Source organism: Streptomyces sp. 351MFTsu5.1 (assembly GCF_000383655.1).
Lineage (GTDB): Bacteria > Actinomycetota > Actinomycetes > Streptomycetales > Streptomycetaceae > Streptomyces > Streptomyces griseorubiginosus.
This window is the reverse complement of record NZ_KB911779.1, coordinates 390,983-406,652: the sequence shown is the minus strand read 5'-3', so window position 1 is coordinate 406,652 and position 15,670 is coordinate 390,983. Positions and strand designations below refer to the sequence as shown.

General features: G+C 69.4%; 16 protein-coding genes. 12 read left to right on the top strand and 4 right to left on the bottom strand.

The window, feature by feature from the left end:
• Window positions 1–65 precede the first annotated feature (65 nt).
• Together H295_RS0113910 and H295_RS0113905 are read right to left on the bottom strand one after the other, a co-directional pair.
• Window positions 66–383 carry a PASTA domain-containing protein gene (locus H295_RS0113910; RefSeq protein ID WP_078616643.1) on the bottom strand — a complete coding sequence of 106 codons (318 nt, stop codon included), beginning with the start codon at window positions 381–383 and terminating at the stop codon, window positions 66–68.
• Window positions 384–493: 110 nt separating this feature from the next.
• Entirely contained in the window at window positions 494–1,018 is a 525-nt protein-coding gene (locus tag H295_RS0113905) for a GNAT family N-acetyltransferase (protein WP_020135944.1), read from the bottom strand.
• Between the two features lie 98 nt (window positions 1,019–1,116).
• On the opposite strand from H295_RS0113905, the gene H295_RS0113900 reads away from it, so the two are divergent.
• Window positions 1,117–2,403 carry a geranylgeranyl reductase family protein gene (locus H295_RS0113900; protein WP_020135943.1) on the top strand — a complete coding sequence of 429 codons (1,287 nt, stop codon included), beginning with the start codon at window positions 1,117–1,119 and terminating at the stop codon, window positions 2,401–2,403.
• Between the two features lie 40 nt (window positions 2,404–2,443).
• Here H295_RS0113900 and def read toward each other — a convergent pair whose 3' ends face one another.
• Both def and H295_RS0113890 read right to left on the bottom strand, forming a co-directional pair.
• Window positions 2,444–3,091, bottom strand: coding sequence for a peptide deformylase (def, locus tag H295_RS0113895; protein WP_020135942.1), 648 nt, complete (start codon window positions 3,089–3,091; stop codon window positions 2,444–2,446).
• Between the two features lie 196 nt (window positions 3,092–3,287).
• Window positions 3,288–4,094 carry a C40 family peptidase gene (locus tag H295_RS0113890; protein WP_020135941.1) on the bottom strand — a complete coding sequence of 269 codons (807 nt, stop codon included), beginning with the start codon at window positions 4,092–4,094 and terminating at the stop codon, window positions 3,288–3,290.
• 733 nt (window positions 4,095–4,827) lie between these two features.
• On the opposite strand from H295_RS0113890, the gene H295_RS0113885 reads away from it, so the two are divergent.
• Genes H295_RS0113885 through nuoK form a run of 11 tightly spaced genes read left to right on the top strand, consistent with a single transcriptional unit; the run spans window position 4,828 to window position 15,661 of the window.
• Window positions 4,828–5,187: an NADH-quinone oxidoreductase subunit A gene (locus H295_RS0113885; RefSeq protein ID WP_007383963.1), complete on the top strand. Its 360-nt coding sequence runs from the start codon at window positions 4,828–4,830 to the stop codon at window positions 5,185–5,187.
• Between the two features lie 14 nt (window positions 5,188–5,201).
• On the top strand, window positions 5,202–5,756 hold the full coding sequence (locus H295_RS0113880; protein WP_003998928.1) for a NuoB/complex I 20 kDa subunit family protein: 555 nt from the start codon (window positions 5,202–5,204) through the stop codon (window positions 5,754–5,756).
• Window positions 5,753–6,496 (top strand): NADH-quinone oxidoreductase subunit C, encoded by a 744-nt coding sequence (locus H295_RS0113875; RefSeq protein WP_020135940.1) that lies wholly within the window; start codon window positions 5,753–5,755, stop codon window positions 6,494–6,496. The genes H295_RS0113880 and H295_RS0113875 overlap by 4 nt, the downstream gene beginning before the upstream one ends.
• Window positions 6,493–7,815: an NADH-quinone oxidoreductase subunit D gene (locus tag H295_RS0113870; RefSeq protein ID WP_020135939.1), complete on the top strand. Its 1,323-nt coding sequence runs from the start codon at window positions 6,493–6,495 to the stop codon at window positions 7,813–7,815. Before H295_RS0113875 ends, H295_RS0113870 begins: the two co-directional genes overlap by 4 nt.
• A complete protein-coding gene (nuoE, locus tag H295_RS0113865; protein WP_020135938.1) occupies window positions 7,812–8,672 on the top strand; it encodes an NADH-quinone oxidoreductase subunit NuoE in 861 nt (286 codons plus the stop codon). The genes H295_RS0113870 and nuoE overlap by 4 nt, the downstream gene beginning before the upstream one ends.
• Window positions 8,669–10,018, top strand: a complete 1,350-nt coding sequence (nuoF, locus tag H295_RS0113860) for an NADH-quinone oxidoreductase subunit NuoF (RefSeq protein WP_199788583.1) — start codon at window positions 8,669–8,671, stop codon at window positions 10,016–10,018. Before nuoE ends, nuoF begins: the two co-directional genes overlap by 4 nt.
• Window positions 10,015–12,519 carry an NADH-quinone oxidoreductase subunit G gene (locus tag H295_RS0113855; RefSeq protein WP_020135936.1) on the top strand — a complete coding sequence of 835 codons (2,505 nt, stop codon included), beginning with the start codon at window positions 10,015–10,017 and terminating at the stop codon, window positions 12,517–12,519. Before nuoF ends, H295_RS0113855 begins: the two co-directional genes overlap by 4 nt.
• On the top strand, window positions 12,516–13,883 hold the full coding sequence (nuoH, locus tag H295_RS0113850) for an NADH-quinone oxidoreductase subunit NuoH (RefSeq protein ID WP_020135935.1): 1,368 nt from the start codon (window positions 12,516–12,518) through the stop codon (window positions 13,881–13,883). Before H295_RS0113855 ends, nuoH begins: the two co-directional genes overlap by 4 nt.
• Window positions 13,876–14,526: an NADH-quinone oxidoreductase subunit NuoI gene (nuoI, locus tag H295_RS0113845; protein WP_020135934.1), complete on the top strand. Its 651-nt coding sequence runs from the start codon at window positions 13,876–13,878 to the stop codon at window positions 14,524–14,526. Before nuoH ends, nuoI begins: the two co-directional genes overlap by 8 nt.
• The gene (locus H295_RS0113840; RefSeq protein ID WP_020135933.1) at window positions 14,523–15,365 is read left to right on the top strand and encodes an NADH-quinone oxidoreductase subunit J; all 843 of its coding nucleotides are present in this window, start codon (window positions 14,523–14,525) and stop codon (window positions 15,363–15,365) included. The genes nuoI and H295_RS0113840 overlap by 4 nt, the downstream gene beginning before the upstream one ends.
• Window positions 15,362–15,661 (top strand): NADH-quinone oxidoreductase subunit NuoK, encoded by a 300-nt coding sequence (gene nuoK, locus H295_RS0113835; protein ID WP_003974374.1) that lies wholly within the window; start codon window positions 15,362–15,364, stop codon window positions 15,659–15,661. The genes H295_RS0113840 and nuoK overlap by 4 nt, the downstream gene beginning before the upstream one ends.
• The last annotated feature ends 9 nt before the right edge of the window (window positions 15,662–15,670 follow it).

Genomic DNA, 15,670 nt, shown 5'->3' with positions numbered 1-15,670 from the left:
ACTGCGTGGGTGACCTTCCGGCGCGGTGCGCGGTGTCCTCCGGTGTCCTCCGGTGTCCTCCGGTGTCAGAGTCCCGTCACGCACCGGACCACGTAGGGGTCGCCCGGCTCGTCCAGTTCGCGCTGGAGGCCGCCGCTCGGGGGCCTCGGGACGCGGGGCTCGCGGATGCCTCCGCCGCCCTCACCGGGACCGTGGTCGAACCAGACGTACACCAGGGACTCCCGCGGCACCTCGGCACCGGGCTGCGGGTACTGGCGTACGACGTAGTCGACCACGGCCAGGTGGAAGTCCTTGCGGTCCGGCGCGTTGATGAACAGGCCCTGCGCCTGGGCCGTCTCCCGCGCGTCCACCGCCATGAGTCCGACCAGACGCGGCACGCGCACTTCGGGTGTTTTGGGTGTTATGCGCACAGATGTCACCCCCAGTGGTACTGGCAGGGTAACTCTGCCGCCGTGACAGCCGGAAGGGTCGCGCTCCGTTCTGTAGCAGACGGCTACGCTGTGTCACCGTCGCGCAGGGAGAGCCGGAAGCACAGGGCGTCCTCCGGGACCCGCGGGTCCGGAAAAGTCTCCGCGAGGTCCATGCCGAGGCGCTTGGTGACCGCGATCGACCGTTCGTTGCCGGGTCTGACCATCGCGACCACGTCCTTGACGCCCGCAGCCCGCAGTCGCTCCAGCGTCATCCGCGCGGCCACGGTGGCGTACCCGTTGCCCCAGTACTCGCGCCCGAGCCGCCAGCCGATCTCGATCTCGCCGGTCGGCCCCCAGTCCCGCGGCCACGGCTGGGCGCCCGTGAAACCGATGACCCGGCCGTCCTCGCCGACCATCGTCCACAGGCAGAACCCGAGCTCGGCGTCGTGCCGGCGCTGGCGCGCGGTGAGCTCCTCGTAGAAGGACAGCTCCGCGGACTTCCCGCCGTGGAACTCCATGACGTCCGGGTCGTCGAAGACCCGGTGCCAGGCGACGGCGTCCTCGTCGGTGGGGACGCGCAGCCGTACTACGGGCAGAGCTCGGTTCACTGGGGCAGCCCTTCAGCCGGGTGATCAATTCTGCTGAATAGACTGCCCATGTCCAGTGCCGGTCGGCACGCAGATTTCGAACTTGGGGAGATCCCGCCGTGACCGAGCCCCTGTCCGAGAACACCGCCGATGTCATCGTCGTCGGCGCGGGGCCGGCCGGCTCCACCACCGCGTACCACCTCGCCAAGGCCGGACTCGACGTACTCCTGCTGGAGAAGACCGAGTTCCCGCGCGAGAAGGTGTGCGGCGACGGCCTGACCCCGCGTGCCGTCAAACAGCTCGTCGCCATGGGCATCGACGTCTCCGAGGAGGCCGGCTGGCTGCGCAACAAGGGCCTGCGGATCATCGGCGGCGGGGTGCGACTCCAGCTGGACTGGCCTGATCTGGCCTCCTTCCCCGACTACGGGCTGGTCCGCAAGCGTGACGACTTCGACGAGCAGCTCGCCCGCCAGGCCCAGAAGGCCGGCGCCCGGCTGTACGAGCGCTGCAACGTCGGCGCCCCGATCACCGACGAGCGCACCGGCCGCATCACCGGCGTGCACGCGAAGCTCGGCGAGGAGAAGCGCGAAGTCACCTTCCACGCGCCCCTGGTGGTCGCCGCCGACGGCAACTCCACCCGGCTCTCCCTCGCGATGGGCCTGCACCGCCGCGAGGACCGCCCGATGGGCGTCGCCGTACGGACGTACTTCGAGAGCCCCCGCCACGAGGACGACTACCTGGAGTCCTGGCTGGAGCTGTGGGACCGGCGCGGCCCCGGCGAGGACCGGCTGCTGCCCGGCTACGGCTGGATCTTCGGCATGGGCGACGGCACCTCGAACGTCGGCCTCGGCGTGCTGAACACCTCCGACTCCTTCAAGGAGCTCGACTGGCGCGAGGTGCTGAAGGCCTGGTGCGCCTCCATGCCGGAGGACTGGGGCTACACCCCGGAGAACATGACCGGGCCGATCCGCGGGGCCGCCCTGCCCATGGCCTTCAACCGGCAGCCCCACTACACGCGCGGCCTGCTGCTCGTCGGCGACGCCGGCGGCCTGGTGAACCCCTTCAACGGCGAGGGCATCGCCTACGCCATGGAGTCCGGCCAGATCGCTGCCGACGTCATCGTGCAGGCCCACGCCCGCTCCACGCCCGCGGGGCGCGAGATGGCCCTCCAGCGCTACCCGCGCGTGCTCAAGGACACCTACGGCGGCTACTACACGCTGGGCCGCGCCTTCGTGAAGCTCATCGGCAACCCGAAGGTCATGAAGATCGCGGCCCAGCGCGGGCTGACCCACCCCGTGCTCATGAAGTTCACCCTGAAGATGCTCGCCAACCTCACCGACCCCACGGGCGGCGACGCGATGGACCGGATCATCAACGGGCTGAGCAAGGTGGCGCCGAAGGCGTGACGCCCGCCCGGGAGCCGGGCTCCTCGGGGGACGGTGCCCCTCAGGCCTCCAGGGTGCCCTGAGCGCCCTTCAGCGCCTCGACGTTGGCGGCCCGGCGGGCGAAGACCTCGTCCCGCCGGGCCGCCGCCTGCCGCAGCGCCTCCTTGCGGTCCCGCCCGGACAGCCGGTCCACATACACGTGCCCGTTCACATGGTCGGTCTCGTGCGCGAGGCAGCGCGCGAAGTACCCGGTCCCCTCGATCACGAGCGGCTCGCCGTCCTTGTCGAACCCGCGCACCACGGCCCGGTCCGGACGCGGTACGTCCATCACGGCACCCGGCACGGACAGGCACCCCTCGCCGTCGTCGACCAGCCTGCGCGCGGCCGGATCGAGCGGATCGAGGACCGGGTTGACGATGTGTCCGACATGTCGGACACCGTCGTCGTCGGGGCAGTCGTACACGAACAGCCGCAGGCCGACGTCGACTTGGTTGGCCGCGAGTCCGGCCCCGTCCGCGATGTACATCGTGAGGAACATGTCGTCGATCAGCGCGGCCAGGTCGGGCCCGAACTCGGTCACGTCCCGGCACGGCCGGTGCAGGATCTCCTCGCCGACCTCCGTGATGCGCCGGACCCGCCCGCGCCGGGCCTCGGGCGCGAGCCGCGGGTACGCGTCGGTGGGCCGGCCCTGTACGAACACACTGGGCATGGTGAAGTCTCCTGTCCTGTCGGGGCGGTGCGGGGATGCGCCGCCCGCACCCATCCAACCCCGGACGGGCCGACGGCAGGACCTCTGATCCCGGACAGGACAACGGAAGGGCCGCAGCCCCCGAGCGGCTGCGGCCCTTCCGTGTGTTCGTGCTGTTCTGTGACTCGATGTCCCAGGTGTTCCAGGTGTCCCGGTGTCAGAGCACCCGCACCGCGCCGGTCGGCGGGTCGTACGACAGCGGCTTCTCGGCGACGCCGGTCGAGGGGTTCTGCGCGCCGACGAACATGCCGTCGCCGACGTACACCGCCACGTGGTACGCGCTGCCCGCGCTGCCCCAGTACAGGATGTCGCCCGGCTGAAGGTTGCTCAGCGAGACCTGGGTGCCGGCCACCGACTGGTCCTGCGAGACGCGCGGCAGGTCGATGCCCACCTGCGCGAAGGCGGTCTTGACGAGACCGGAGCAGTCCCAGGAGCTGGGGCCGGTGCCGCCGGAGACGTAGGCGTCACCGATCTGCGCCTTCACGAAGGCGATGACCGCCGCGGCCGAACCGGTCGCCGTGGACGAGCTCGTGGAGACGCTCGCGCCCGCCGAGGCGGACAGCGTGGCCCGCGCGGAGCTGCGCGAGGCAGCCTCCTCGGCGGCGGCCCTGCGGGCCTCCTCGGCCTTCTTCTTGGCCTCCGCCTTCTTCTTGGCCTCGGCGAGGTCGGCCTTGGCCTGCTTGGCGGCGCTCGCGGCGGCAGCGTCACGCTCCGCCTGAAGCTGGTAGTTCGCGGCCGCCTGCTGCATGGCGTCGGCGGACTCGGCGACCTGGCTGCCCAGGTCGGCCGAGAGGGTGGGCAGTTCGATGGTCTGCGTCGTCGACTCGGCGGCGAACGCCGAAGCCGACGCGCCCGCCGCTGCCATGCTGAGAACGCCACCGGCGACTCCGGCACGCACGGCGATCGAAGTCGTCGCGCTGCGGCGGGGTTTCCGGTGGCTGCGTATGTGAGCGGTGTGGGACATGAGACCAACTCGTATCAGGGGCTCCTCCATACCTTCAAGAAACGTGGGCTGCGCCACAGTTGTTCAATCGGCGGCCCGAATTCATGGTGGGCGACTCTTTATTGACGCCGTAACGGACATTGCGGACGCACGTGATCAAGCCTGTGATCATGGGCTTTCGCTGTTACGCCCGAATTGACCCGCATCTACCATCGGTTGAGGCCGTTGGCCAAGCCCCGTTCCTGAGGGGCCCTCACGTGTGTGGCGGAGGTCACGCAACGGTTACGGCGGCGGCTGCGTCCTGAGTCGGCCGTCGCTCGTGAATGTGTGCACGCGTCCACATCCGTCCTCGCGGCTCCCTCTGATGTGTGAACGCGGTCCTCTACCAAGCGCTCTCGTCCAGCACCAATTTGCATGCAGCGGAACTCTCTTGATATGGAGACGCCTCCTCTTACCTGCATCGACTAGCGAAAATGTCACTTCTGGTGATCACTCGGGCGCTTCTCGTAGGAAGATCGTCGCCGTTCGGTCTCCATGATCCTTCGTCAGGTGGTGGAGATCACAAAGCTTGTGCAATACCCCGTGTCGCAGATCACAGACCGGCGGGCATAGGATGCGGGTCAGTTGGGCTTGTGACCTGCTTCACATGTTCGCGATCTTCGTCGGGACGGCGGGGGTTGGAGTGACGTATGAGTCGGGTGTGAGTCCGATGCCATCGCCAGCAGTCAGTGCCGACTGAGAGGAGCGAGGAGCGGTGAACGCCTATGCGCCCATCCTCGTACTGGGAGCCCTCGGGGCAGGCTTTGCGATCTTCTCCGTGGTCATGGCCACGCTGATCGGTCCGAAGCGGTACAACCGGGCCAAGCTCGAGGCCTACGAGTGCGGCATCGAGCCGACCCCCACGCCGGCCGGCGGCGGGCGCTTCCCCATCAAGTACTACCTGACGGCGATGCTCTTCATCGTCTTCGACATCGAGATCGTCTTCCTCTACCCCTGGGCCGTCACCTTCGACGCCCTGGGTGTTTTCGGGCTCGTGGAGATGCTGCTCTTCGTGCTCACCGTCTTCGTCGCGTACGCGTACGTATGGCGGCGCGGCGGCCTGGAATGGGACTGAGGGGCCTTTAACTCATGGGACTCGAAGAAAAGCTGCCGAGCGGCTTCCTGCTGACCACCGTCGAGCAGGCCGCGGGCTGGGTGCGCAAGGCGTCCGTCTTCCCGGCCACCTTCGGCCTGGCCTGCTGTGCCATCGAGATGATGACCACGGGAGCCGGACGCTACGACCTGGCCCGCTTCGGCATGGAGGTCTTCCGCGGCTCACCCCGCCAGGCCGACCTCATGATCGTCGCCGGCCGGGTCAGCCAGAAGATGGCGCCGGTGCTCCGGCAGGTCTACGACCAGATGCCGAACCCCAAGTGGGTCATCTCCATGGGGGTCTGCGCCTCCTCGGGCGGCATGTTCAACAACTACGCGATCGTGCAGGGCGTCGACCACATCGTGCCGGTCGACATCTACCTGCCCGGCTGCCCGCCACGGCCCGAGATGCTGATGGACGCGATTCTCAAGCTCCACCAGAAGATCCAGACCTCCAAGCTCGGCGTGAACGCCGAGGAGGCGGCCCGTGAGGCGGAGGAAGCGGCGCTCAAGGCCCTGCCCACGATCGAGATGAAGGGGCTGCTGCGGTGAGCGACGCGAACGGCACCAACGGAGCCAACCCTGAGAAGGACCTCAGCGGCTCCAACCTCCCCGGCCAGCGCGGCGAGGGAGGTGAGGAGATCCGCGTCCAGCGCGGCATGTTCGGCGCCGACCGCGGCGGCGACACCTCCGGCTACGGCGGCCTGGTCCGTTCCATCAGGCTCCCCGGGGCGGCCACCCGCCCCTACGGCGGCTGGTTCGACGAGGTCGCCGACGAGCTGGAGGGCGCCCTGGAGGAGCAGGGACTGCTCCCGGACAACGCCATCGAGAAGACGGTCGTCGACCGTGGCGAGCTCACCTTCCACATCGAGCGCGAGCACCTGCTGCGCGTCGCACAGACCCTGCGCGACGACCCGGCCCTGCGCTTCGAGCTGTGCACCGGCGTCAGCGGGGTCCACTACCTCCACGACAAGGGCCGCGAGCTGCACGCCGTCTACCACCTGCGCTCGATCACCCACAACCGGCTGATCCGCCTGGAGGTCAGCGCCCCGGACGCGGACCCGCACATCCCGTCCCTGGTCTCCGTGTATCCGACCAACGACTGGCACGAGCGCGAGACCTACGACTTCTTCGGGATCGTCTTCGACGGTCACCCGGCCCTGACGCGGATCATGATGCCGGACGACTGGCAGGGCCACCCGCAGCGCAAGGACTACCCCCTCGGCGGCATCCCCGTCGAGTACAAGGGCGCCCAGATCCCGGCTCCGGACCAGCGGAGGTCGTACTCGTGAGCACTTCCCACGCCTCTCCTCGTGAGACCACCGAGGGCACCGTCTACACGGTCACCGGCGGCGACTGGGACGAGATCGTCCAGGCCGCGGCCCGCGCCGACGACGAGCGCATCGTCCTCAACATGGGCCCGCAGCACCCCTCCACCCACGGCGTGCTCCGGCTGATCCTGGAGATCGACGGCGAGACGGTCACCGAGGCCCGCTGCGGCATCGGCTACCTCCACACCGGCATCGAGAAGAACCTCGAGTTCCGCACGTGGACGCAGGGCACCACGTTCGTGACGCGCATGGACTACCTGACGTCCTTCTTCAACGAGACCGCCTACTGTCTCGCCGTCGAGAAGCTCCTCGGCATCGAGGACCAGATCCCCGACCGCGCCACCCTCATCCGGGTGCTCCTGATGGAGCTGAACCGGCTCTCCTCGCACCTGGTGTGCATCGCCACCGGCGGCATGGAACTCGGCGCCACCACGATCATGATCTACGGATTCCGTGATCGTGAAATGATTCTCGACATCTACGAGCTCATCACGGGCCTCAGGATGAACCACGCGTACATCCGCCCCGGCGGACTCGCGCAGGACCTGCCGCCCGGCGCGGTGGACCACATCCGCGAGTTCGTGAAGAAGATGAAGAAGAACCTCCCGGAGTACGACAAGCTCGCCACCGGGAACCCCATCTTCAAGGCCCGTATGCAGGACGTCGGCTACCTGGACCTCGCCGGCTGCATGGCCCTCGGCGCCACCGGCCCCATCCTGCGCTCCACCGGCCTGCCGCACGACCTGCGCAAGGCACAGCCCTACTGCGGCTACGAGACCTTCGACTTCGACGTCCCGACCGCCGACACCTGCGACTCCTACGGCCGCTTCCTGATCCGCCTGGAGGAGATGCGCCAGTCGCTCAGGATCGTCGAGCAGTGCCTGGACCGGCTCCAGCCGGGACCGGTCATGGTCGCCGACAAGAAGATCGCCTGGCCCGCCCAGCTCGCGCTCGGCCCCGACGGGCTCGGCAACTCCCTCGACCACATCAAGAAGATCATGGGCACCTCCATGGAGGCCCTGATCCACCACTTCAAGCTGGTCACCGAGGGCTTCCGGGTACCGCCGGGACAGGCGTACGCGGCCGTCGAGTCGCCCAAGGGCGAACTCGGGGTGCACGCCGTGTCCGACGGCGGCACCCGCCCCTTCCGGGTCCACTTCCGGGACCCGTCCTTCACCAACCTTCAGGCCATGGCGGCGATGTGCGAGGGCGGCCAGGTCGCCGACGTCATCGTCGCCGTCGCGTCCATCGACCCCGTGATGGGAGGCGTCGACCGGTGACCACCAGTTCTTCCGAGCGGGGCGTCAGCCTGGGCATGCCCGAACTGCCCGCCCCCGCTTACCCGGACGACGTCCGAGCCCGCCTGGAGACGGACGCGCGCGAGATCATCGCCCGCTACCCGGACTCCCGCTCGGCCCTGCTGCCGCTGCTGCACCTCGTGCAGTCGGAGGAGGGCCATGTCACGCGCACCGGGATGCAGTTCTGCGCGGACGTCCTCGGGCTGACCACGGCCGAGGTCACCGCGGTGGCCACCTTCTACACCATGTACCGGCGCAGGCCCTCCGGCGACTACCAGGTGGGCGTCTGCACCAACACCCTGTGCGCGGTGATGGGCGGCGACGCGATCTTCCAGGAGCTCCAGGAGCACCTGGGTGTCGGCAACGGCGAGACCACCGACGACGGCAAGGTCACCCTGGAGCACATCGAGTGCAACGCGGCCTGCGACTTCGCGCCGGTGGTGATGGTCAACTGGGAGTTCTTCGACAACCAGACCCCGGCGAGCGCGAAGCGCATGGTCGACGACCTGCGCGCGGGGCGGCCCGTCGAGCCCACCCGCGGGGCGCCGCTGTGCTCCTTCAAGGAGACCGCGCGGATCCTCGCGGGCTTCCCCGACGAGCGGCCCGGTGCCGTCGAGGCGACCGGCGGAGCGGGACCGGCGTCGCTGGTGGGCCTCCGCCTGGCCAGGGGAGAGACCGCACCTGCGCGCGTGGTCCATCCGCGCGAGGGCGCCCCCGCGGACAGGGACGTCCACGAGCCGTCCCCGTCGGAGCACTTGAGCTCACATGACGCGCCACAGGACACGTCGGCCTCCGACCCGGCCCACCCGGCCGGGCCCGCCGCCGAGGAGGGGGAGTGATGACCTTGGCACCCGAACTCAGGAACAACAGCCCCGAGAAGCTGCTCGCACCCGTGCTGTCGGCGTTCTGGGACGAGGACAAGTCCTGGACTCTGGACGTCTACAAGAGGCACGACGGGTACGAGGGGCTCCGCAAGGCGCTCGCGATGTCGCCGGACGACCTGATCGCGTACGTCAAGGACTCCGGTCTGCGCGGTCGCGGCGGCGCGGGATTCCCCACGGGAATGAAGTGGCAGTTCATTCCCCAGGGAGACGGAAAGCCGCACTATCTAGTTGTCAACGCCGACGAATCGGAGCCCGGGACCTGCAAGGACATCCCGCTCCTCTTCGCGAACCCGCACAGCCTCATCGAGGGCATGATCATCGCGTGTTACGCCATCAGGTCGTCGCATGCCTTCATCTATCTGCGGGGTGAAGTCGTCCCCGTGCTGCGGCGGCTGCACTCGGCCGTGAGCGAGGCCTATGCGGCCGGCTACCTCGGACAGAACATCCTGGGCAGCGGCCTCGATCTCGACATCACCGTGCACGCGGGCGCGGGCGCGTACATCTGCGGTGAGGAGACCGCACTGCTCGACTCGCTCGAAGGCCGCCGTGGTCAACCGCGGCTCCGTCCCCCCTTCCCTGCGGTCGCAGGCCTCTACGCCTGCCCGACTGTTGTGAACAACGTGGAGTCGATTGCGTCGGTTCCCGCGATTCTGACGCGGGGCAAAGAATGGTTCCGGTCGATGGGCAGCGAGAAGTCCCCGGGCTTCACGCTGTACTCGCTCAGCGGCCACGTCGCGAGCCCCGGCCAGTACGAGGCCCCGCTCGGCATCACGCTGCGCCAGCTCCTCGAGATGAGCGGCGGGATGCGGTCCGGTCACCGGCTGAAGTTCTGGACGCCGGGCGGCTCCTCCACGCCGATGTTCACCGACGAACACCTCGACGTCCCCCTCGACTACGAGGGCGTCGGCGCCGCCGGATCCATGCTCGGCACCAAGGCCCTCCAGTGCTTCGACGAGACGACCTGCGTGGTCCGCGCCGTCACCCGCTGGACCGAGTTCTACGCCCACGAGTCCTGCGGCAAGTGCACCCCGTGCCGTGAAGGCACCTACTGGCTCGTGCAGTTGCTGCGCGACATCGAGGCCGGCAAGGGCGCGATGAGCGACCTCGACAAGCTGAACGACATCGCCGACAACATCAACGGCAAGTCGTTCTGCGCCCTCGGCGACGGCGCCGCCTCGCCGATCTTCTCCTCGCTCAAGTACTTCCGCGAGGAGTACGAGCAGCACATCACCGGCCGGGGCTGTCCGTTCGACCCGGCGAAGTCCACGGCCTGGGCCGACCGCCCGGAGGTGAACGCATGACCGTGACCACCAATGCTCCCTCGGGAGGGGGAGAAGCGGCGGTCCCGCCGGAAGACCTCGTCTCGCTGACGATCGACGGCGCCGAGATCAGCGTGCCCAAGGGCACCCTGGTCATCCGGGCCGCCGAACAGCTCGGCATCGAGATCCCCCGGTTCTGCGACCACCCCCTTCTCGACCCGGCCGGCGCCTGCCGCCAGTGCATCGTCGAGGTCGAGGGCCAGCGCAAGCCGATGGCCTCCTGCACCATCACCTGCACCGACGGCATGGTGGTGAAGACCCACCTCACCTCGCCGGTCGCCGAGAAGGCCCAGCACGGTGTGATGGAGCTCCTCCTCATCAACCACCCGCTGGACTGCCCGGTCTGCGACAAGGGCGGCGAGTGCCCCCTGCAGAACCAGGCCATGTCCCACGGACAGGCCGAGTCCCGGTTCGAGGGCAAGAAGCGGACCTACGAGAAGCCCGTCCCGATCTCCACCCAGGTGCTCCTGGACCGCGAGCGGTGCGTGCTGTGCGCGCGCTGCACCCGCTTCTCCAACCAGGTCGCGGGCGACCCCATGATCGAGCTGATCGAGCGGGGCGCGCTCCAGCAGGTCGGCACCGGCGAGGGCGACCCCTTCGAGTCGTACTTCTCCGGCAACACCATCCAGATCTGCCCGGTCGGCGCGCTCACCTCGGCGGCGTACCGGTTCCGCTCCCGCCCCTTCGACCTGGTGTCCTCCCCGAGCGTGTGCGAGCACTGCTCCGGCGGCTGCGCCACCCGCACCGACCACCGGCGCGGCAAGGTCATGCGCAAGCTCGCGGCCAACGACCCCGAGGTCAACGAGGAGTGGATCTGCGACAAGGGGCGCTTCGCCTTCCGGTACGCGCAGCAGCGTGACCGGCTGGAGCACCCCCTGGTACGAAACCCCGAGGGGGACCTGGTGCCGGCCTCCTGGCCGGAGGCGCTCCAGATCGCCGCCCAGGGCCTGCTCGCCTCCCGCGGCCGGGCCGGCGTCCTCACCGGCGGCCGCCTCACCGTCGAGGACTCCTACGCGTACAGCAAGTTCGCGCGCGTGGCGCTCGACACCAACGACATCGACTTCCGCGCGCGCGTGCACAGCAGCGAGGAGGCCGACTTCCTGGCCGCGCGGATCGCGGGCCGCGGCCGTGACCTCGACGGTACGGGCGTCACGTACACCGCACTGGAGAAGGCCCCCGCGGTCCTGCTGGCCGGGTTCGAGGCCGAGGAGGAGGCGCCCGGCGTCTTCCTGAGGCTGCGCAAGGCCTGGCGCAAGCACGGCCAGAAGGTGTTCTCCCTCGCCACCCACGCCACCCGCGGCCTGGAGAAGGCGGGCGGCACGCTGCTGCCGGCCGCTCCCGGTACCGAGACCGAGTGGCTGGACGCGCTGGCCGGCGGGGTCGGACTCGCGGACGACGGCAGCAGGGCCGCCGAGGCGCTGCGCGCCGAGGGCGCGGTGATCGTCGTCGGCGAACGCCTCGCCGCCGTGCCGGGCGCCCTGACCGCCGCCGTACGGGCCGCCTCCGCGACCGGCGCCCAGCTGGTGTGGATCCCGCGGCGGGCGGGGGAGCGCGGGGCCGTCGAGGCGGGCGCGCTGCCGTCCCTGCTGCCGGGCGGACGCCCGGCCACCGACCCGCGCGCGCGTGAGGAGGTCGCCTCCGTCTGGGGCGTGGCCGAACTCCCGCACCGCTACGGCCGCGACACCGGCCAGATCGTCGAGGCCGCACTGTCCGGCGAGCTCCAGGCGCTGGTCGTCGCCGGCGTCGAGGTCGCGGACCTGCCCGATCCGGCACGCGCGCGTGAAGCGCTCCAGGAGGTCGGCTTCGTGGTGTCGCTGGAACTGCGGCCCGGCGAGGTCACCGAGCACGCGGACGTCGTCCTGCCGGTGGCCGCGGTCGCCGAGAAGCCCGGCACCTTCCTGAACTGGGAGGGCAGGGTGCGCTTCTTCGACGCCGCCCTCAAGCCCGACCAGATGACCCGCCGGCTCGCGCCCACCGACGCACGGGTGCTCCAGATGCTGGCCGACGCCATGGACGTCCACCTGGGCCTGCCGGATCTGCGCACCACGCGCGCGGAGATCGACCGGCTCGGGCCCTGGGACGGCCCGCGCGGCACCGAACCCTTCGAGACCGGGGTCCAGTTGCCGCGGCCGGCCGCCGGGGAGGCCGTGCTGGCCGGACACCGGCTGCTGCTCGACCAGGGGCTCCTCCAGCAGGGCGACGAGGCGCTCGCCGGGACCCGGCACGCCGCCCACGCGCGTGTGTCGGCCGCGACGGCCGCCGAGGCGGGCGTCAAGGACGGCGACCTCCTCGCCGTGACCGGACCCGCCGGAGTCGTCGAACTGCCGCTCCAGGTCACCGAGATGCCCGACCGCGTGGTCTGGCTCCCGCTGAACTCGACCGGCGGGGGAGTGGCCTCCGACGCCGGAGCGGTGCCCGGTTCCCTCGTCCGCATCGGCCCGGCCGGCCTCGCCGCCGACGCTCCCAAGGAGGTGGAGGCATGAGCCCGTCCCTCGCCGCGGAAGACCTCTCGATGTTCGGCACCGACCCCTGGTGGCTCGTCGTCGTCAAGGCCGTCTTCTGCTTCGCGTTCCTGATGGTGACCGTGCTGTTCTCCATCGTGTGGGAGCGCAAGGTCGTCGCCTGGATGCAGCTGCGCATCGGCCCCAACCGGCACGGCCCCTGGGGGATGCTCCAGTCGCTCGCCGACGGCATCAAGCTGATGCTGAAGGAAGACGTCATCGTCAAGCGCGCCGACAAGGTCGTCTACGTCCTCGCGCCGATCGTCGCGGCCATCCCGGCCTTCATGGCGATCGCGGTGATCCCCTTCGGCCCGTCCGGCAACGAGATCTCGATCTTCGGCCACCGCACCGCGATGCAGCTCACCGACCTCCCGATCGCGATGCTCTACATCCTCGCGGTCGCCTCGGTCGGCATCTACGGCATCGTCCTCGCCGGCTGGAGCTCCGGATCGACGTACCCGCTCCTCGGCGGGCTGCGCTCCTGCGCCCAGATGATCTCGTACGAGATCGCCATGGGCGCCGCGTTCGCCTCGGTGTTCCTGTACTCCGGGTCGATGTCGACCTCGGCGATCGTCGAGGCCCAGCAGGACCGCTGGTACATCGTCCTGCTGCCGGTCTCCTTCGTCATCTACGTCATCACGATGGTCGGCGAGACCAACCGCGCGCCCTTCGACATGCCGGAGTCCGAGGGCGACCTGGTCGGCGGCTTCAACACCGAGTACTCGTCGATCAAGTTCGCGATGTTCATGCTCGCCGAGTACGTGAACATGGTGACGGTCTCCGCCGTGACGACCACGCTCTTCCTCGGTGGCTGGCGGGCCCCCTGGCCCATCAGCACCTTCTGGGAGGGCGCCAACCACGGCTGGTGGCCGCTGCTCTGGTTCGTCATCAAGGTGCAGCTGCTGCTGTTCTTCTTCATCTGGCTGCGCGGCACGCTCCCCCGCGTCCGCTACGACCAGCTGATGAAGCTCGGCTGGAAGGTCCTCATCCCGGTCTCCGTGGTCTGGCTGATGCTCGTCGCGACCGTGCGGACCCTGCGCAACGAGAACTACGACTTCGCCGACATCGCCCTCTACGTCGGCGGCGCGGTCCTGGTCCTGCTGCTGCTCTCCTTCGTCGCCGACATGTTCCGCGAGAAGTCCCGGGCGGCCGCCGCAACCGCCGCGGAACCGGCCGGCTTCGACCCGATGGCCGGCGGATTCCCCGTGCCGCCGCTGCCCGGACAGGAGCTGCCGCCGGTGCCCAGGCGCCGCCCCCACCGGGAGCGGGAGCTGATTGTCAGTGGTGGGTCCGATACTCAGAGTGACGGCGGATCTACGGAGGGAAAGGAGGCGTCCGATGGCTGAGGAGCCCAAGGAGACCGAGCAGTTGAAGCCCGGTTTCATGAACCCGGTCGCCGGCTTCGGCGTGACCTTCAAGGCCATGTTCAAGAAGCGGCTGACCGAGCAGTACCCGGAGCAGCAGAAGACCACCGCTCCGCGGTTCCACGGACGGCACCAGCTCAACCGCCATCCGGACGGCCTGGAGAAGTGCGTCGGCTGCGAGCTGTGCGCCTGGGCCTGCCCCGCCGACGCCATCTACGTGGAGGGCGCCGACAACACCGACGAGGAGCGCTACTCCCCGGGCGAGCGCTACGGCCGCGTCTACCAGATCAACTACGCCCGCTGCATCCTGTGCGGACTGTGCATCGAGGCCTGCCCCACGCGCGCGCTGACGATGACCAACGAGTTCGAGCTGGCCGACAGCAGCCGCGCCAACCTCATCTTCACCAAGGAGCAGCTGCTCGCCGGTCTCGAAGAGGGCATGGTCGACTCGCCCCACGCCATCTACCCCGGCACCGACGAGCAGGACTACTACCGCGGCCTGGTCACCGAGGCCGCGCCCGGCACGGTCCAGCAGGTCGCCGTCTCCAAGGGCGAGGTGGTCCAGGAGGCCGACTCGACCTTCGGTGCGGACGAACCGGCGTCGGAGAAGGTGATCGGCCGATGAGCGCGCCCCTCCAGCTCGCCGCCTCCACCACCTCCACCGGCGAGGCCTTCCAGTTCTGGGTCCTCGGCACCGTCGCCGTGATCGGCGCCCTGTGCACCGTCTTCATGAAGAAGGCCGTGCACAGCGCGCTCTGCCTCGCCGGCACCATGATCATCCTGGCGGTGTTCTACCTCGCCAACGGCGCCTACTTCCTCGGCGTCGTCCAGATCGTCGTCTACACCGGCGCGATCATGATGCTGTTCCTGTTCGTCGTCATGCTCGTCGGCGTGACCGCGGCGGACTCCCTCAAGGAGACCATTAAGGGTCAGCGCTGGCTGGCCCTGGCGTGCGGACTCGGCTTCGGCGTCCTGCTGTTCGCCGGCATCGGCAACGCCTCCCTCCACCAGTTCAACGGCCTCACCCAGGCCAACTCCGGCGGCAACGTCGAGGGCCTTGCGACCCTCATCTTCACCAAGTACGTCTTCGCCTTCGAGATCACCGGCGCTCTGCTGATCACGGCCGCCGTCGGCGCCATGGTGCTCACCCACCGCGAGCGCACCGAACGCGCCCTGACCCAGCGCGAGCTGGCCGAGAAGCGCGTGCGCGAGGGCAAGCACGTCCCGCCGCTGCCCGCCCCCGGCGTCTACGCCCGGCACAACGCGGTGGACATCGCGGGCCTGCTGCCCGACGGCACCCCGTCCGAGCTCACCGTCAGCAAGACCCTGCGCGACCGCGGCCAGATGCGTGACGTGTCCACCGAGGCGATGAACGACCTCAAGGCGCTGGAACAGCGCGCCGAGGAACGCCTGGAGCGGACCGAGATCGAACCGGCCACCTTCAAGAGGGAGGCGTCGAAGTGAACCCGGTCAACTACCTCTACCTCGCCGCCCTGTTGTTCACGATCGGCGCCACCGGCGTGCTGATCAGGCGCAACGCGATCGTCGTGTTCATGTGCATCGAGCTCATGCTCAACGCCTGCAACCTCGCGTTCGTCGCCTTCTCCCGGATGCACGGCAATCTCGACGGCCAGATCATCGCCTTCTTCACGATGGTCGTCGCCGCCGCGGAGGTCGTGGTCGGGCTCGCGATCATCGTGTCGCTGTTCCGTTCCCGCCACTCGGCCTCGGTCGACGACGCCAGCCTGATGAAGCTGTAAGGGGTCGCT

Coding starts and splice junctions, on each gene's coding strand:
- nuoH (WP_020135935.1), top strand. CDS start 12,516: ATGAGCCCGTCCCTCGCCGCGGAAGACCTCTCGATGTTCGGCACCGAC.
- H295_RS0113880 (WP_003998928.1), top strand. CDS start 5,202: ATGGGACTCGAAGAAAAGCTGCCGAGCGGCTTCCTGCTGACCACCGTC.
- H295_RS0113855 (WP_020135936.1), top strand. CDS start 10,015: ATGACCGTGACCACCAATGCTCCCTCGGGAGGGGGAGAAGCGGCGGTC.
- H295_RS0113890 (WP_020135941.1), bottom strand. CDS start 4,094: ATGTCCCACACCGCTCACATACGCAGCCACCGGAAACCCCGCCGCAGC.
- def (WP_020135942.1), bottom strand. CDS start 3,091: ATGCCCAGTGTGTTCGTACAGGGCCGGCCCACCGACGCGTACCCGCGG.
- nuoI (WP_020135934.1), top strand. CDS start 13,876: ATGGCTGAGGAGCCCAAGGAGACCGAGCAGTTGAAGCCCGGTTTCATG.
- H295_RS0113840 (WP_020135933.1), top strand. CDS start 14,523: ATGAGCGCGCCCCTCCAGCTCGCCGCCTCCACCACCTCCACCGGCGAG.